Raw genomic sequence first — 16,008 nt, forward strand, 5'->3', positions numbered from 1 at the left:
GCCCGAACCCTCCTGAGACACGAGATCGAGAAAGCAGAGCCGCTCTCCATGACCTCCACCACCGACGCCAACGCCACGACGCCCGGCCGGCACTCCGAGTACGGGGAGCTGCGCGCCGAGCTCGCCACCCTCACCACCGAGGAGTTCCGGCCCGAGCTCGCCGAGATCGACCGGCTGGACACCCTGGAGATCGCCGGGATCATGAACGGCGAGGACCGGACCGTCCCCACCGCCGTCGCCGCCCGGCTGCCCGAGATCGCCGCCGCGATCGACGCCACGGCCGCGCGCATGGCCCGTGGCGGCCGGCTCATCTACGCGGGCGCGGGCACCCCGGGCCGGCTCGGCATCCTGGACGCCAGCGAGTGCCCGCCCACGTTCAACACCGACCCGTCCGAGGTCATCGGCCTGATCGCGGGCGGCCCGTCCGCGATCATCACGGCCGTCGAAGGCGCCGAGGACAGCAAGGAGCTGGCCGCCGCAGACCTCGACGCCCTGGATCTCACCCCCGACGACACCGTGGTCGGCATCTCCGCCTCCGGCCGTACGCCGTACGCGGTCGGAGCCGTCGAGCACGCCCGCCGCAAGGGCGCGCTGACCATCGGGCTGTCCTGCAACGCGGACTCGGCGCTCGGCGCCGCGTCCGAGCACCCCCTCGAGATCGTCGTCGGCCCCGAACTTCTCACCGGCTCCACCCGCCTCAAGGCCGGTACGGCGCAGAAGCTCGTCCTCAACATGCTGTCGACGATCACGATGATCCGGCTCGGCAAGACGTACGGAAACCTCATGGTCGACGTCCGCGCGTCCAACGAGAAGCTGCGCGCCCGGTCCCGCCGGATCGTCGCGCTCGCCACCGGCGCCTCCGACGAGGAGATCGAGGCCGCACTCGCCGCCACCGACGGCGAGGTGAAGAACGCGATCCTCACCATCCTCGGCCGGGTCGACGGCCCCACCGCCGCCACCCTTCTGTCCGCATCCGACGGCCACCTCCGTGCCGCCCTCGCGGCCGCACCGCGCACCACCCCCTGAAAATCCCCATCCGGGGAACCGCTCCACACCCCCGCACAGCAAGGCACCACGCACCATGGCTACAGAAGACAAGAACCGCGCCACTGCCGCCGCGATCCTTCCGCTCGTCGGTGGCGCCGCAAACGTAAGCTCCGTCGTCCACTGCATGACCCGGCTCCGGCTGGGCCTGAACGACCGCTCGCTCGTCGACGACGAGGCCCTGAAGGCGCTCCCCGCCGTCATGGGTGTGGTCGAGGACGAGACGTACCAGATCGTCCTCGGCCCGGGCACCGTCGCCCGGGTCACCCCGGAGTTCGAGAAGCTGGTGGAGGAGGGCCGGGCGGCAACCCCGGAACCCGCCGCCACCCCCGCGACTCCTGCCTCGGCCTCGGCCGCTGCGGACGAACTCGCCGCGCAGGGCGCCGCAATCAGGGCGGCCCGGAAGGCGAAGAACGCCACCCCGTTCAAGCTGTTCCTCCGGAAGATCGCCAACATCTTCGTCCCGCTGATCCCCGCCCTCATCGGCTGCGGCATCATCGCCGGCCTCAACGGCCTGCTGAAGAACCTGGGCTGGCTGACGTCGGTCACGCCCGCCCTGGGCGCCATGGCGTCCGGCTTCATGGCGCTGATCGCCGTCTTCGTCGGCTACAACACGGCGAAGGAGTTCGGCGGCACGCCGATCCTCGGCGGTGCGGTCGCCGCGATCATCGTCTTCCCGGGCGTCGCGGACATCGAGGCGTTCGGCCAGAAGCTCTCCCCCGGCCAGGGCGGTGTGCTGGGCGCCCTCGGCGCGGCGGTCCTCGCGGTGTACGTGGAGAAGTGGTGCCGGCGCTGGGTCCCGGAGGCGCTGGACGTCCTGGTCACCCCGACGCTGACGGTACTGGTCTCCGGCCTGGTGACGATCTTCGGTCTGATGTACGTGGCCGGTGAGGTCTCCACCGCGATCGGCGACTTCGCCAACTGGCTGCTGTCCAACGGCGGTGCGGGCGCGGGCCTGGTCCTCGGCGGGTTCTTCCTCCCGCTGGTCATGCTGGGCCTGCACCAGGCGCTGATCCCGATCCACACCACGCTGATCGAGCAGCAGGGTTACACGGTCCTCCTTCCGATCCTCGCCATGGCGGGCGCGGGCCAGGTCGGCGCGTCGATCGCGGTCTACCTCCGCCTCCCCCGCAACGAGTCGATCCGCAGGACGATCAAGTCGGCGCTCCCGGCAGGCCTGCTGGGCGTGGGCGAGCCCCTGATCTACGGTGTCTCGCTGCCCCTCGGCCGCCCGTTCATCACCGCGTGTGTGGGCGGTGCGTTCGGCGGCGCGTTCGTCGGCTTCTTCAACCAGCTCGGCAGCGCGGTCGGCTCCACGGCGATCGGCCCGTCCGGCTGGGCCCTGTTCCCGCTCCTGGACGGCAACCACGGCCTGGGCACGACGATCGCGATCTACGCGGGCGGCCTGCTGGTCGGCTACCTCGCGGGCTTCGTCGCCACGTACTTCTTCGGCTTCAGCAAGGACCTGCTGGCGGAGTTCAACGTGTCGCAGGAGCCGGCGGCTTCGACGGTCGCAGCAACGGGCACCCCGGCCGCCCCGGTCACCGACCCGGCACCGGAACCGGCACGCGCCTGATCCCGTAACGCAGCAGAGGGCGGCACCCCGGCCGGGGTGCCGCCCTCTGCTGCGTCGTGGGGCCGGCGGCCGTGGGCCGGACTCGACGCGTGTCGCATCGCATCCCCTCGGTGGCGAACGTGATGATGGCGTACGCAGGTCAAGGTGGGCTCCGACAGGACCCCTCTCCCATACCGTGCAGCCTGGAGACAGAGATGAACCCTGAGTGCACCATCGAACGGCGCAAAGCGATTCAGCTGGGTGGGGCCATTGCACTCGGGACGCGCAGCGCATTCGTGGGCACCTACAGGGATTCGGGCCCCCCGAAGACCGAACCGACGGGACATCCTGAACTCTTGCCGCCGATCACGGGACGCAACCATATCTTCGGGTACGGGTCCCTGATTCAGCGAGAATCACGGACCTCGACCTGGCCCGAGGCGGAAAAGGCTGCGCCCGCGGTGGTCCGGGGGATCAGTCGTGGCTGGTACGACCGCATGAACACGGCCAGTTGGGGCCCTACGTATCTGGGGGCCGTCCCCATGAAGGGCGCCACATGCAACGGCGTCGTCTTCTCTGTCACACCGGAGGAACTCAGGGCCTTCGCGCGACGTGAATCCGGGTACCGGCTCACACGGATCCCGTCACGTGACATCGCCATGCTGGATGGCAGCAAAAGCCCGCCCGCCGGTACCGTATGGTATTTCGCCAACGTCAACCGCCGTTATCCGAGCGACCGCTTCCCCATCGTCCAGTCATATGTGGACGTATGCCTGGACGGCTGCCTGGAGAACGAGGAATCCTATCCAGAAGCCCGAGAATCCCAATTCGCCAAGGAATTCATCAGAACCACGTCCGACTGGCAGACGCCGTGGTTCAACGACCGCATCTACCCCTGGCGGCCGTTCGTGTATATTCCCCGCGCCAACGCCATCGACACACTGCTTCGTGACGAACTCGGAGAGAAGCTCTTCGACGAGATCACGCTCCCCCGCCGCTGAACCCGGACAGCCCGAATCCACCGCGCGACGATCGGCCCCACGGCGGGCCGGTCCCGGTGGTACGACCGGCCGAGCGATGGTGCGGCCCGCCCACGCCGGTGCGGGAGAGGTCCGGCCGGCCGTTGCGACGCGCGGAGCCGGCACTGCGACGGACGCGAAAGCGACGCAGCCGGTGACCGCCCCCGTCGTCGTGACCACGAGGCCGCGCACGGGCCCGGCCGACTCCGCCACGGCGCCGTCGCGCCCCGTGCAACGCGTCCGGGAAAGTTTCGAAACTTTCGATGAGTCGACTCCGAATCATGGCCTTCGGATTGCGCCATCCAACGATCACCTCCTACTTGATCAACCGGAAATGGCAATGACCAGGCACATTGCCTCTTCCGGGAATTTCCTGGCACACGAATATTTCGCAACTCTTGCCGAAACTGTTGACAGCCGTTGGGGCCGGATCAACACTGTTCGCCGTTGACAGACCTCAACAACTGTTGAGCCGGGTCGCCACCGTGACCTCGTTCTCCGGTCGCCGAGCGCGCGACGACCGGGCCATGCCCCGCTGCGTTGCGCGACGCCGGCGCGCGGTCGACGTCACTTCCTGACCGGCGTCGGCCCTGCCAGGTCACATCGTGCCGCCCGCCCCTCGCCAGCTTTCACGAGGAGGAAACCCGCACATGAACAAACTCGTTCATCAGAAGAGACGCAGACGTGGTCGCCTCACGCTGCTCATCAGAAGCGCCTGGGCCATTGCGCTGGCCGCCGCGGCCGCGGCGATCCTTCCGGTCGCCGCCCATGCGGACACGACCATCACCACGAACCAGACCGGCACCAACAACGGCTACTACTACTCGTTCTGGTCCGACGGTGGCGGGTCGGTCTCCATGAACCTGGGCTCCGGGGGAAATTACAGCACCTCGTGGAGCAACGTCGGCAACTTCGTCGCCGGCAAGGGCTGGAGTACCGGCGGGCGCAAGAGTGTGAACTATTCGGGCAGTTTCAACCCGTCCGGCAACGCGTACCTGGCCCTCTACGGGTGGACGACCAACCCGCTCGTCGAGTACTACGTCGTCGACAACTGGGGCACCTACCGGCCCACGGGAACGTTCAAGGGAACGGTCACCAGCGACGGCGGTACGTACGACATCTACGAGACGACGCGCACCAATGCCCCCTCCATCGAAGGCACCAAGACCTTCAAGCAGTACTGGAGCGTCCGGCAGTCGAAGAAGACGGGCGGAACCATCACCACCGGCAACCACTTCGACGCCTGGGCCGGCAAGGGAATGAGCCTCGGCAGCTTCAACTACATGGTGCTCGCGACAGAGGGCTACCAGAGCAGCGGGAACTCCAACATCACGGTGAGCGACTCCGGCTCAGGCGGCGGCTCCGGCGGGGGCACCGGCGGGGGCACCGGCGGCGGCGGCTGCACCGCGACCCTGTCCGCGGGCGACAAGTGGAGTGACCGGTACAACCTCAACGTCTCGGTCAGCGGCTCCAGCAACTGGACCGTGACCATGAACGTTCCGTCCCCGGAGAAGATCATCGCAAGCTGGAACATCAGCGCCAGCTACCCCAGCGCCCAAGTGCTGACCGCCAAACCCAACGGCAGCGGCAACAACTGGGGCGTCACCCTCCAGACCAACGGCACCTGGACCTGGCCGACAGTCACCTGCAGCGCAGGCTGACACCCGAAACACCGCCCCCGTGGCGCGGCTCCCCACGGCCGCCACGCCACGGGGGCGGTTCGGATCGCATGGGCGCGAAATGAGGATGCGCGGCTCGAACGCCCCGGGGCTCAAGACCCGCGCCCCGAGCCCTCTTTCCATGGAATGGGTGGAGGGCTCTCTGCCCACCCACCCTCCTCAGCAGCCATGTTCACTTTTCGTGACCGGCTTGCCACACACGGTGCGGACGCTCTAGCGTTCCGGACAACAAGCGACCGTTCTAGCCAGTGTGCATAAGTGAGTCCTGGACCCACCTATGTGTTCTGGGCGCATCCCGAACGGTGTTGGATGCGCTGGGTTCCCGCTTTCGCGTCCCGTTCGGCTGCACGTCTCCGGGGGCGTGGTCCGTGGTGGGTGGGCGGGTTCCCTGACGCCCTCGTGCACCTGGTCCGGCCTGGGCAGTCCGATGCCCGACACGATCACTCCGGTCGTGTGGGGGCGGTGTCGTCCGTCGCCGGATCGGGTGTCCGAGGGCGCGTCGTCCGATCGCGATACCGGCGGCATCGTGACGGGACATTCCGCGGTGCGAGGTGGTCAGCGCTTTCTGCCAGTGCTGTCCACCCCACATACGTGTAGGCGGGGTCGACCGCGACGATCGCGAGGCCTTGTCCGGCGGCCATGGATACGAGCCGGGCCTTGAGTTTGCCGGTCGGGATGCCGGAGATCAGCTGCCGGAACTTTTTGCGGCGGCCGTGATTCTCCCTCGTCTTCTCGGCTTGGAAGTCGAGGTCTTCGATGCCGATCGCGGTGACGCCGGTCTGCTTGGCCCAGTTGATGAGGCGGGTGAGGGCGTGGCGGATCTGTGCGTCGCGGTGGGTGGTGGTGCCGGACAGGTCGTAGGCGAAGCGGCGCGGTGCCCCGACCGGGTTGCCGTGCGGGTCGAGGCGGTAGGCGGCGAAGTGGTCGGCATTGGTGTCGACGCCGATCATGCCGTGGGCCCGGGCGGTCTCCAGCCGGATGGTCTGCACGAGGGGGCGTTGCCAGGACGCGGTCAGATACCAGCGCCCACGGTCCACGTCGAGGTGGATGCGGTAGGCAACAGCCCGGTTCGCGGCGATGCGGTCGGCCCACTCCACACCCCGGTGCGCGAACGCCACGGTGGCGGTGAGGGTGTAGCGGCCGTGCGAGGTGTTGGCCAGGTGCGCGAGCGGGGCGGGCAGCTTGATGGACACCTGGCCGTCCGCAGTGACGCGGATCGTTTCGTTCCCGAACCGCTTCCCCGACTCACCGTCCGCCGCAAGAAACCAGCGTTCCGCCTCCCACCGCTCCCGCCACCGCTCCAGAACCGTTCCGACCTCTGCCGGCCCACCACCGGACTCATTCCCGGGCGCTACAACTCACTTCTGCACACCAAACCGTCAATGCGCCGAGTGCGCCCGCGAGGTCAAGGGGCTCCAGAAACCGCACCCCTCGACCGGCCTTCGGTCCGGGCCTCGAGCGGCCGGTTCATGGCGCGTCCACGAGAAGTTTCCTACCGACCAGTAGACATGAGGCCCGACCCCGTCGAGGGTTGAGCGCGTGCATGTCAAAGTCGACCCAGGAGACACCCTCATGAGCCGAACTCGAAGCCGTACCCGGTCCGTCCGTACGGCCGGTGCCGTCGCCGCCGCAGCAGCCGTTCTCGCCCTCGCCGTACCCGCAGGCGCCGCCCAGGCCACCCCCGCGTCCTCGCCCGCCGCCACCACGTCGTGGGCCCCCGGCGGCAACGCCGCCATCCTGGGCGTCGACTACGGCACCTGGCAGCGCGATGTCGCCGCGGTCATCGACGTGGCCCGCCCCTACATCCAGCAGCGCATCGCGCAGACACCCGCGGGCCAGAAACCGGCGATCGTCCTCGACATCGACAACTCGTCGCTGGAGACGGACTTCCACTACTTCTGGACGTTCCCCACCCCGGCGATCGCCCAGGTCCGCGATCTGGTGCGGTACGCCGACTCCCAGGGCGTCGCCATCTTCTTCGTCACCGCCCGCCCGGGCATCATCGCCTCACTGACGCAGTACAACCTCACCGCGGTGGGCTACCCGGTGACCGGGCTCTACGTCCGCGACCTGCCCGACCTCTTCGACGAGGTCAGCGCGTACAAGACCGCCAAGCGCGCCGAGATCGAGGCCCGGGGCTACACGATCATCGCCAACATCGGCAACAACGACAGCGACCTGGTGGGCGGTCATGCCGAGCGGACGTTCAAGCTCCCGGACTACGACGGCAAGCTCTCCTGACCGCTGACCGGCCGTCACCGCCGCAGCCGTCGCGAACACGGCATCGGCCCCCGGGACCAGTACAGGTCCCGGGGGCCGATGTGCGACCGAACTACTGATCCGTCAGGATCAGAAGTCCATGTCACCGCCCGGCATGCCGCCCGGAGCGGCCGCAGAGGCCTTCTCCGGCTTGTCGGCGATGACGGCCTCGGTGGTCAGGAACAGCGCGGCGATCGACGCGGCGTTCTGCAGAGCGGAGCGCGTGACCTTCGCCGGGTCGAGAATGCCCTCGGCGATCATGTCGACGTACTCGCCGGTCGCGGCGTTCAGGCCGTGACCGATCGGCAGGTTGCGCACCTTCTCGACGACGACGCCACCCTCGAGACCACCGTTGACGGCGATCTGCTTGAGCGGGGCCTCCAGCGCCAGCTTGACGGCGTTGGCGCCGGTCGCCTCGTCACCCGAGAGCTCCAGCTTCTCGAAGACGGCCGAAGCCTGCAGCAGCGCGACGCCACCACCGGCGACGATGCCCTCCTCGACGGCCGCCTTCGCGTTGCGAACGGCGTCCTCGATGCGGTGCTTGCGCTCCTTGAGCTCGACCTCGGTGGCGGCACCGGCCTTGATGACGGCCACGCCGCCGGCCAGCTTCGCCAGGCGCTCCTGCAGCTTCTCGCGGTCGTAGTCCGAGTCGGAGTTCTCGATCTCGGCACGGATCTGGTTGACGCGACCCTGAACCTGGTCGCTGTCACCGGCACCGTCGACGATCGTGGTCTCGTCCTTGGTGATGACGACCTTGCGGGCGCGGCCGAGCAGGTCCAGGCCGGCGTTCTCGAGCTTGAGACCGACCTCCTCGGAGATGACCGTGCCACCGGTGAGGATGGCGATGTCGCCGAGCATGGCCTTGCGGCGGTCACCGAAGCCCGGAGCCTTGACGGCGACGGACTTGAAGGTGCCACGGATCTTGTTGACGACCAGGGTCGACAGGGCCTCGCCCTCGACGTCCTCGGCGATGATCAGCAGCGGCTTGCCGGACTGCATGACCTTCTCCAGCAGCGGAAGGAGGTCCTTCACGTTGCTGACCTTGGAGTTGACGATGAGGATGTACGGGTCGTCGAGGGACGACTCCATGCGCTCCATGTCGGTGGCGAAGTACGCCGAGATGTAGCCCTTGTCGAAGCGCATACCCTCGGTGAGCTCCAGCTCCAGACCGAAGGTCTGGGACTCCTCGACGGTGATGACGCCTTCCTTGCCGACCTTGTCCATCGCCTCGGCGATGAGCTCGCCGATCTGGGTGTCGGCGGCGGAGATGGAGGCCGTCGAAGCGATCTGCTCCTTGGTCTCCACGTCCTTGGCCTGCTCCAGCAGAGCGGCGGAGACGGCCTCGACGGCCTTCTCGATGCCCCGCTTGAGGGCCATCGGGTTGGCACCCGCGGCGACGTTGCGCAGGCCCTCGCGGACGAGCGCCTGGGCGAGAACGGTGGCGGTGGTCGTACCGTCGCCGGCGACGTCGTCCGTCTTCTTGGCGACTTCCTTGACCAGCTCGGCGCCGATCTTCTCGTACGGGTCCTCGAGCTCGATCTCCTTGGCGATGGAAACACCATCGTTGGTGATCGTGGGCGCGCCCCACTTCTTCTCGAGGACGACGTTGCGGCCCTTGGGGCCAAGGGTGACCTTGACGGCGTCGGCGAGCTGGTTCATCCCGCGCTCGAGACCGCGCCGTGCCTCCTCGTCGAACGCGATGATCTTGGCCATGTGAAGTGGTCCTCCCGGACAGGGGTGGATTTCTCCGGACCGAGTGGCGCCCGCGACGGACGGCCTGCGCACCCGGCGGTTCCTTGCCCCACCAGGCCTGCGGGCCTCACCGGCCCGGTCCAAATTCTGTCACTCTCACCTGGAGAGTGCTAACGCCAATGATTAGCACTCGACCCTCACGAGTGCAAGCGCCCATGGCGGTTGTGGACAACCCGGAAGCCGGGTGCCGGTACATCGGGCGAGGGACGGCCCGACGGGCGGGGGCACCGAGGCGACGCGGTGCGCGGGGCACGCGTGAAGGGCCCGTCCCCTGGCGGGTACGGGCCCTTCATGCGTGAGTGGTGTCGTTGGCCGACTGCGCCGAGCTCAGCCGACGGCGAGCTTGACCATGTCCGCCTGCGGCCCCTTCTGGCCCTGCGAGATTTCGAATTCAACTCGCTGACCCTCTTCGAGGGTGCGGTACCCGTCCATCTGGATCGCGCTGTAGTGGACGAAAACATCCGCACCACCGTCGACCGCGATGAAGCCGTACCCCTTCTCCGCGTTGAACCACTTGACGGTGCCCTGAGCCATGCCTAACTCCCCTATTACTGGCCCTTGCACAGGACCGCACTTCGCGGACCCGGGTCAGAACTCACCCTCCGACAGGAGAGGGTGCGTGCGCCGGAACGCGTCGACCGCGGCTGAATGTATCTGCCCAACTGCCCTCTGCAACAGGTCAATCGGACGAGAATTCTGAGCGGCACCGAACGCCCGAATATGCGGAATTCATGCGATTCCAGGGCAACTCGGGCCGGGCAAAGGCCACTAATGGCGCAAGGAGTTCGAGCACTTTGGCTGCATCTTGTCGCGAGCGGGCGCATTCTCATATGCGGTCGGCACGGGCAGCGAAGGGGACTTCCCAACTCTACCGCGCTCAACCATGCAGAATTGCCCCCTCTGCTCAGCTCGCAGAGGGGGCAATTCCGGTGACACTGTGCAGCCGGCCGTCCGGGCCGGCGAGGACGACGCCGCGGGACGGACCCGGGATCCGCCGCGCCGACGGCGGGTCAGCAGCCGCCCGCGACCGCCGGAATGATCGAGATGCCCGCACCGTCCGGGGTGGCCGTCTCCAGGCCGCCCTCGAAGCGCACGTCGTCGTCGTTGACGTACACGTTCACGAACCGGCGCAGCTTGCCCTGGTCGTCCAGGACGCGCGCGGCGATGCCCGGGTGGTTCTGCTCCAGCGACTCGATGACCTGGGAGAGGGTCGTGCCCTCGGCCGCGACCTCGGCCTGACCGCCCGTGTAGGTGCGCAGGATGGTGGGGATACGGACCTTGACGCTCATGTGGGTGCCTTCCTTGTGCCTCGGGTGGTCGGGTCAACTGCGGGCGAGACCGGCGTCGCGGAACGCGTCCAGGCTGGGCCGGATCGTCGCGGTCGGGCCGGTGGTCGGGGCGACCGCGTCCAGCGTCTTCAGTCCGTCACCGGTGTTCAGGACGACGGTGGTGAGCGTCGGGTCCAGCAGACCGGCCTCGATCAGCTTCTTCGTCACGCCGACCGTCACCCCGCCCGCCGTCTCGGCGAAGATGCCCTCGGTGCGCGCCAGCAGCTTGATCGCGTCGACGACCTGCTCGTCGTCGACGTCCTCGACGGCGCCGCCGGTCCGGCGGGCGATGTCCAGGACGTACGGGCCGTCGGCCGGGTTGCCGATCGCCAGGGACTTGGCGATGGTGTCCGGCTTCTGCGGGCGCACGACGTCGTGACCGGCCTTGAAGGCCGTGGAGACCGGGGAGCAGCCTTCGGCCTGGGCGCCGAAGATCTTGTACGGCTTGTCCTCGACGAGACCGAGCTTGATCAGCTCCTGCAGACCCTTGTCGATCTTCGTGAGCTGCGAGCCGGAGGCGATCGGGATGACGAGCTGGTCGGGCAGCCGCCAGCCGAGCTGCTCGCAGATCTCGTACGCGAGGGTCTTGGAACCCTCGCCGTAGTACGGCCGCAGGTTCACGTTGACGAAGCCCCAGCCCTCGCCGAGCGGGTCGCCGATGAGCTCCGAGCAGAAGCGGTTGACGTCGTCGTAGTTGCCCTCGATGCCGACCAGTTCGCCGCCGTACACCGCGGCCATGACGACCTTGCCCTGCTCCAGGTCGTGCGGGATGAACACGCAGGACCGCAGTCCGGCCCGGGCGGCGGCGGCGCCGACGGCGCCTGCGAGGTTGCCGGTGGAGGAGCAGGAGAGAGTGGTGAAACCGAAGGCGCGGGCGGCCTCGACGGCGATCGCGACGACGCGGTCCTTGAAGGAGTGCGTCGGGTTGCCGGAGTCGTCCTTGACGTACAGGCCGCCGGTGACGCCCAGTTCACGGGCGAGGTTGTCGGCCTTGACCAGCTTGGTGAAGCCGGGGTTGATGTTGGGCTTGTCGGCCACATCGGCGGGGACCGGCAGCAGCGGCGCGTAACGCCAGATGTTGTTCGGCCCGGCTTCGATGCGCTTCTTCAGCTCGTCCGGGGAGCCGCTCGGCAGGTCGTACGCCACTTCGAGCGGCCCGAAACACGACGCGCAGGCGAAAATGGGGCCGAGATCGAAACGCTCTCCGCACTCGCGACAGGAGAGTGCCGCGGCGGGACCGAGGTCGACAGCGTCGGCGGAAAAATCGGTGCTTACTGCAACAGTCTGCGTAGCCATGATGGCGAGGCCCTTTCTCCTCATCTTCCTCGCGGCGCGTTTCGCCACGAGACGGAATTGGCACCTTCCCCACCTGACCTCGCGGTCGGCAGGAGGGTTGCCGGGACTTCAACGGGCCGTTCCCTCAGTCCCTCTGGATGAGCGCTGTGGCACTGGATCATGGACCCAGGCATTTGTTTGCGGACCGACCCCAACATGCGACGGCCATCCGCGTTGTTCAAGACTGTAACTGAAGCACCGGACGGTCGAGATAGCCGTCCGAACCGCGAGATGGATCACATACAGGGAGTATCGACCGTGCTGGAAGAGGTCGAACGCTGGCTGGCCAGGCGCTCCTGGTCGGTCGCCGACCGCCCACTGGACCGGCTCCTCGCCGCCAAGGCAAGTCTTGGCGTCAGGGATCCGCAGCGTGGGAGTGTCAGCGTCGTGCTGCCCGCTCTCAACGAGGAGGCCACGGTCGGCGCGATCGTGGAGACGATCCGGCGCGAGCTGATGGAGAAGGTGCCGCTGGTCGACGAGCTGGTGGTGATCGACTCCGGGTCGACGGACGCCACCGCGGATGTCGCCCGGACGGCGGGCGCCCGAGTGGTCCACCGCGACGCGATACTCCCCCGGATACCCGCGCTCCCCGGCAAGGGCGAGGTCCTGTGGCGGTCACTCCTGGTCACCACCGGCGACATCGTCTGCTTCATCGACGCCGACCTCAAGGACTTCTCCGCGGACTTCGTCTCCGGCATCGTCGGCCCGTTGCTGACCGATCCCGGGGTGCAGTTCGTGAAGGCGATGTACGACCGCCCGCTGGGGGAAGCGGCAGGCCAGGGGGGCCGCGTCACGGAACTGGTGGCCCGTCCGCTGCTCAATCTGCACTGGCCGCAGCTGGCCGGCTTCGTCCAGCCGCTGGGCGGCGAGTACGCGGTGCGGCGCTCGCTGCTGGAGCGGCTGCCGTTCCCGGTCGGCTACGGGGTGGAACTGGGCCTGCTGGTGGACGCGCTCCACACGGTCGGGCTGGACGCGCTGGCGCAGGTCGACGTCGGGGTCAGGAAACACCGCCACCAGGACGGGCAGGCGCTGGGCCGGATGGCGGCCGCGATCTACCGGACCGCGCAACTGCGTCTCTCCCGGGGGCATCTGGTGCGGCCTTCGCTCACCCAGTTCGTGCGGGGCGAGGACGGTTTCGTCCCGTTCACGCATCCGGTGGACACGGAGGAACGGCCGCCGATGTGCGAGATCGGCGAGTACGTTTCGCGCCGCGCCGCCTGACGTGGCCTGACTTCGCACGTTTGGGCGGTTCGCGATCGGGCTAGATTCCGCAACATGGTCTCCGAGCACGCGATCACGTCCGCCGCCCAGGTACTCGTCGCGTCCAACCGCGGCCCCGTCTCGTACGCGCTGCGCGCGGACGGTTCGATCGGCGCCAGACGGGGCGGCGGCGGGCTCGTCTCCGGGCTCAGCGCGGTCGAGGACAAGCTGTGGGTCTGCGCGGCGCTCGGCGACGGGGACAGGGCGGCGGTCCGGCGCGGAATCGCCGAGCCGGGTGTGCGGATGCTCGACATCGACGCCGACGTGCACGCCGACGCGTACAACGGCATCGCGAACTCGGTGCTCTGGTTCGTGCATCACATGCTGTACCAGACGCCGCTGGATCCGGTCTTCGACGCGGAGTTCCGCCGGCAGTGGGCGTCGTTCGAAACGTACAACCAGGCCTTCGCGCAGGCGCTCGCCGAGGAGGCGGGCGAGGGTGCGGCGGTGCTGGTGCAGGACTACCACCTGGCCCTGGTCCCGGGCATGCTCCGTGAGCTGCGGCCCGACCTGCGGATCGGTCACTTCTCGCACACCCCGTGGGCCCCGGTCGACTACTTCCGGCTGCTGCCCGACGACATCGCGGAGCAGCTGCTGCGCGGCATGCTCGGCGCGGACCGGGCGGGCTTCCTGACCCGGCGGTGGGCCGACACGTTCACCGCCTGCTGCACGGAGATCCTGGGCGGCACCGGCCGGACGAGGATCGGCGTGCACGGTCTGGGGGCGGACGCGGACTTCCTGCGCCGCCGCGCGCACGAGGCGGACGTGGACGAGCGGATGGCGGTGCTGCGGGAGCAGGTGGGCGGCACCGGCCGCAAGACGATCGTGCGGGTGGACCGTACGGAGCTGTCCAAGAACATCGTGCGCGGGCTGCTGGCGTACCGGGAGCTGCTGACCACCCGCCCGCAGTGGCGCGAGCGGGTGGTGCATGTGGCGTTCGCGTACCCGTCGCGGCAGGACCTGACGGTGTACCGGGAGTACACGGCCGAGGTCCAGCGGCTGGCGGACGACATCAACGCGGCTTACGGGACGCCCGATTGGACCCCGGTCCTGCTGCATGTGAACGACGACTTCGCGCGCTCGCTGGGGGCGTACCGGCTGGCGGACGTGGCGCTCGTCAACCCGATCCGCGACGGCATGAACCTCGTCGCGAAGGAGGTCCCGGTGGTCTCCGACCAGGGCTGCGCGCTGGTGCTGTCGCGGGAGGCGGGGGCATACGAGGAGCTGGGCGCGGACGCGATCGTGGTGAACCCGTACGACGTGTCGGCGACGGCCGCGGCCCTGCACGCGGCGCTGACGATGCCGGACGGGGAGCGGGCGGAGCGGTCGAAACGGCTGGCCGCCGCCGCGACCGCACTGCCCCCGCAGCAGTGGTTCATGGAGCAGTTGGAGGCGCTGCGGGGGCGGTGACCCGTCCGGGACGCGTGGCGCCGGTTCCGGGCGGTGCGTGTCAGAGGTGCTCGGCGAGGGCCGCGAGGAAACCGACCACTGCCGCCGGCCCCGGCAGCAACAGGTCGGCCCGCTCGGCGAGTTCGGGCACCTCGGCGCTTCCGCTGCACACCAGCAGGCCCGGAGTGCCGTCGGGGCCCTCCGTGCGGAGCTTCTCCACGGCGGCGTAGGCGGCGAGGTCGCCCAGATCGTCCCCGGCGTACAGGACGGACTCCGCGCCCGTCTCCCGTACGTACTCCGCCAGCGCCACACCCTTGTCCGTGCCGGGCGGGCGCAGTTCCAGGACGAGGCGCCCCGGCTCGACGATCAGCCCGTGCCGGGCGGCGAGGTCACCGAGCGGGCCGCGCAACGCGTCGAAGGCGGCCTGCGGGTCGGCGGCGCGGCGGGTGTGGACGGCGAGCGCCTGCCCCTTCTCCTCGATCCACGTGCCGTGCCACGACCCGAACCGGTCGAGCACGCCCGGGAGTTCGGCACGGACCGCGGCCACACCGGGGTGCGGGGCGGGGGCGTGGACGGTGCTGGAGACGGCGTCCCAGCGTTCGGCGCCGTAGTGGCCGAGGACGACGAGGTGTTCGAGACCCGGGACGCCCGCGAAGCCGCCGTGCCGGACCGCGACGCCCGCCGGGCGGCCGGTGATCACGGCGACGGAGGCGACCTTCGGGGCGAGCGCGGCGAGGGCCGGGACGGTGCCGGGGTGGGCGCGTGCCTGCTCCGGGTCCGGGACGATGTCGGCGAGGGTGCCGTCGAAATCGAGGGCGACCACGGCGCGATCGGGACGGGCGAGAAGGGCGGCGAGGCCTTCGCGGCCGGCCGGGGTGGTGGGAGTGGGAAGGGGATGTGCCGGGTTGCTGCCCATGGGGCGAGCCTATCGGGGGTGCGGGGGTCCGGCTACGGGTGGCGCCTGCGCCGGGACTGCCCGCTGTCCGGCCCGTCCTGTGACCGGCGGCTTCACCTCCGGACCCCTGCCCGCTCGATCGACTGCCCTCTCGATCGACGAAGCGGCCGAAAGGATCCCCTCGGACGCCGGGCGGGCCGGATGTGTCACCGGCGCCCGCGCCGGGCCTCCCGTACGCGCCGCAGCCGGTTCACCGTCACCGGGTCCTCCGCCAGCGCCCGCCGGTCGTCCAGCAGCGCGTTCAGCAACTGGTAGTAGCGCGTCGGCGATATCCCCAGCCCCTCGCGGATCTCGCGCTCCTTCGCGCCCGGTCCCGGCCACGACCGCCGTTCCAGCGCCAGCACCGCGCGCTCCCGTTCGGAGAGCCCCGGCTGTGCCGGCGCAGCCGGCTGTGTCGCGTCGGGGCCGTCCTCGGGGGTGGTCATATCAGCCA

The 16,008-nt window shown here is 69.2% G+C and carries 13 protein-coding genes, 1 pseudogene and 1 riboswitch; of the genes and pseudogenes, 7 read left to right on the plus strand and 7 right to left on the minus strand.

Annotated elements, in window-relative coordinates; translation table 11 throughout:
- Positions 1–48: 48 nt before the first annotated feature.
- The 4 genes from murQ to OG878_RS18235 all read left to right on the plus strand — a co-directional run bounded on the left by murQ (position 49) and on the right by OG878_RS18235 (position 5,279).
- Positions 49–1,026, plus strand: coding sequence for an N-acetylmuramic acid 6-phosphate etherase (murQ, locus tag OG878_RS18220; protein ID WP_328887770.1), 978 nt, complete (start codon positions 49–51; stop codon positions 1,024–1,026).
- 55 nt (positions 1,027–1,081) lie between these two features.
- A complete protein-coding gene (locus OG878_RS18225; RefSeq protein WP_328887771.1) occupies positions 1,082–2,620 on the plus strand; it encodes a PTS transporter subunit EIIC in 1,539 nt (512 codons plus the stop codon).
- A 194-nt stretch (positions 2,621–2,814) separates the two neighbouring features.
- A complete protein-coding gene (locus OG878_RS18230) occupies positions 2,815–3,600 on the plus strand; it encodes a gamma-glutamylcyclotransferase family protein (RefSeq protein WP_328887772.1) in 786 nt (261 codons plus the stop codon).
- A gap of 668 nt (positions 3,601–4,268) precedes the next feature.
- Positions 4,269–5,279 carry a glycoside hydrolase family 11 protein gene (locus tag OG878_RS18235; protein ID WP_328887773.1) on the plus strand — a complete coding sequence of 337 codons (1,011 nt, stop codon included), beginning with the start codon at positions 4,269–4,271 and terminating at the stop codon, positions 5,277–5,279.
- A gap of 259 nt (positions 5,280–5,538) precedes the next feature.
- Here OG878_RS18235 and OG878_RS18240 read toward each other — a convergent pair.
- Positions 5,539–6,598, minus strand: a pseudogene (locus OG878_RS18240) (IS200/IS605 family accessory protein TnpB-related protein); the annotation flags it as partial.
- 271 nt (positions 6,599–6,869) lie between these two features.
- Here OG878_RS18240 and OG878_RS18245 point away from each other — a divergent pair.
- Positions 6,870–7,538 (plus strand): HAD family acid phosphatase, encoded by a 669-nt coding sequence (locus OG878_RS18245; RefSeq protein WP_328887774.1) that lies wholly within the window; start codon positions 6,870–6,872, stop codon positions 7,536–7,538.
- Between the two features lie 108 nt (positions 7,539–7,646).
- Here the strand turns inward: OG878_RS18245 and groL are convergent, their stop codons facing one another.
- From groL to thrC, 4 genes are all read right to left on the minus strand, one after another.
- Complete coding sequence (gene groL, locus OG878_RS18250; protein ID WP_037692815.1) at positions 7,647–9,269, minus strand: chaperonin GroEL; 1,623 nt, start codon at positions 9,267–9,269, stop codon at positions 7,647–7,649.
- A gap of 366 nt (positions 9,270–9,635) precedes the next feature.
- On the minus strand, positions 9,636–9,842 hold the full coding sequence (locus tag OG878_RS18255) for a cold-shock protein (RefSeq protein WP_003967346.1): 207 nt from the start codon (positions 9,840–9,842) through the stop codon (positions 9,636–9,638).
- A gap of 476 nt (positions 9,843–10,318) precedes the next feature.
- On the minus strand, positions 10,319–10,597 hold the full coding sequence (locus OG878_RS18260; protein ID WP_277327627.1) for a ubiquitin-like small modifier protein 1: 279 nt from the start codon (positions 10,595–10,597) through the stop codon (positions 10,319–10,321).
- Between the two features lie 33 nt (positions 10,598–10,630).
- Positions 10,631–11,932: a threonine synthase gene (thrC, locus tag OG878_RS18265; protein WP_328887775.1), complete on the minus strand. Its 1,302-nt coding sequence runs from the start codon at positions 11,930–11,932 to the stop codon at positions 10,631–10,633.
- Positions 11,933–11,949: 17 nt separating this feature from the next.
- A riboswitch (SAM riboswitch) is annotated at positions 11,950–12,076 on the minus strand.
- 153 nt (positions 12,077–12,229) lie between these two features.
- Between thrC and OG878_RS18270 the strand changes: the two genes are divergently transcribed.
- Together OG878_RS18270 and OG878_RS18275 are read left to right on the plus strand one after the other, a co-directional pair.
- Entirely contained in the window at positions 12,230–13,192 is a 963-nt protein-coding gene (locus tag OG878_RS18270) for a glucosyl-3-phosphoglycerate synthase (RefSeq protein ID WP_328887776.1), read from the plus strand.
- 54 nt (positions 13,193–13,246) lie between these two features.
- Entirely contained in the window at positions 13,247–14,641 is a 1,395-nt protein-coding gene (locus tag OG878_RS18275; RefSeq protein WP_328887777.1) for an alpha,alpha-trehalose-phosphate synthase (UDP-forming), read from the plus strand.
- Between the two features lie 40 nt (positions 14,642–14,681).
- Here OG878_RS18275 and otsB read toward each other — a convergent pair whose 3' ends face one another.
- A complete protein-coding gene (gene otsB, locus OG878_RS18280; protein WP_328887778.1) occupies positions 14,682–15,536 on the minus strand; it encodes a trehalose-phosphatase in 855 nt (284 codons plus the stop codon).
- Between the two features lie 185 nt (positions 15,537–15,721).
- Entirely contained in the window at positions 15,722–16,000 is a 279-nt protein-coding gene (locus OG878_RS18285; RefSeq protein WP_328887779.1) for a DUF3263 domain-containing protein, read from the minus strand.
- Positions 16,001–16,008 lie beyond the last annotated feature (8 nt).

Source organism: Streptomyces sp. NBC_00316, from assembly GCF_036158715.1.
In the GTDB taxonomy this organism is placed as follows: Bacteria; Actinomycetota; Actinomycetes; order Streptomycetales; family Streptomycetaceae; genus Streptomyces.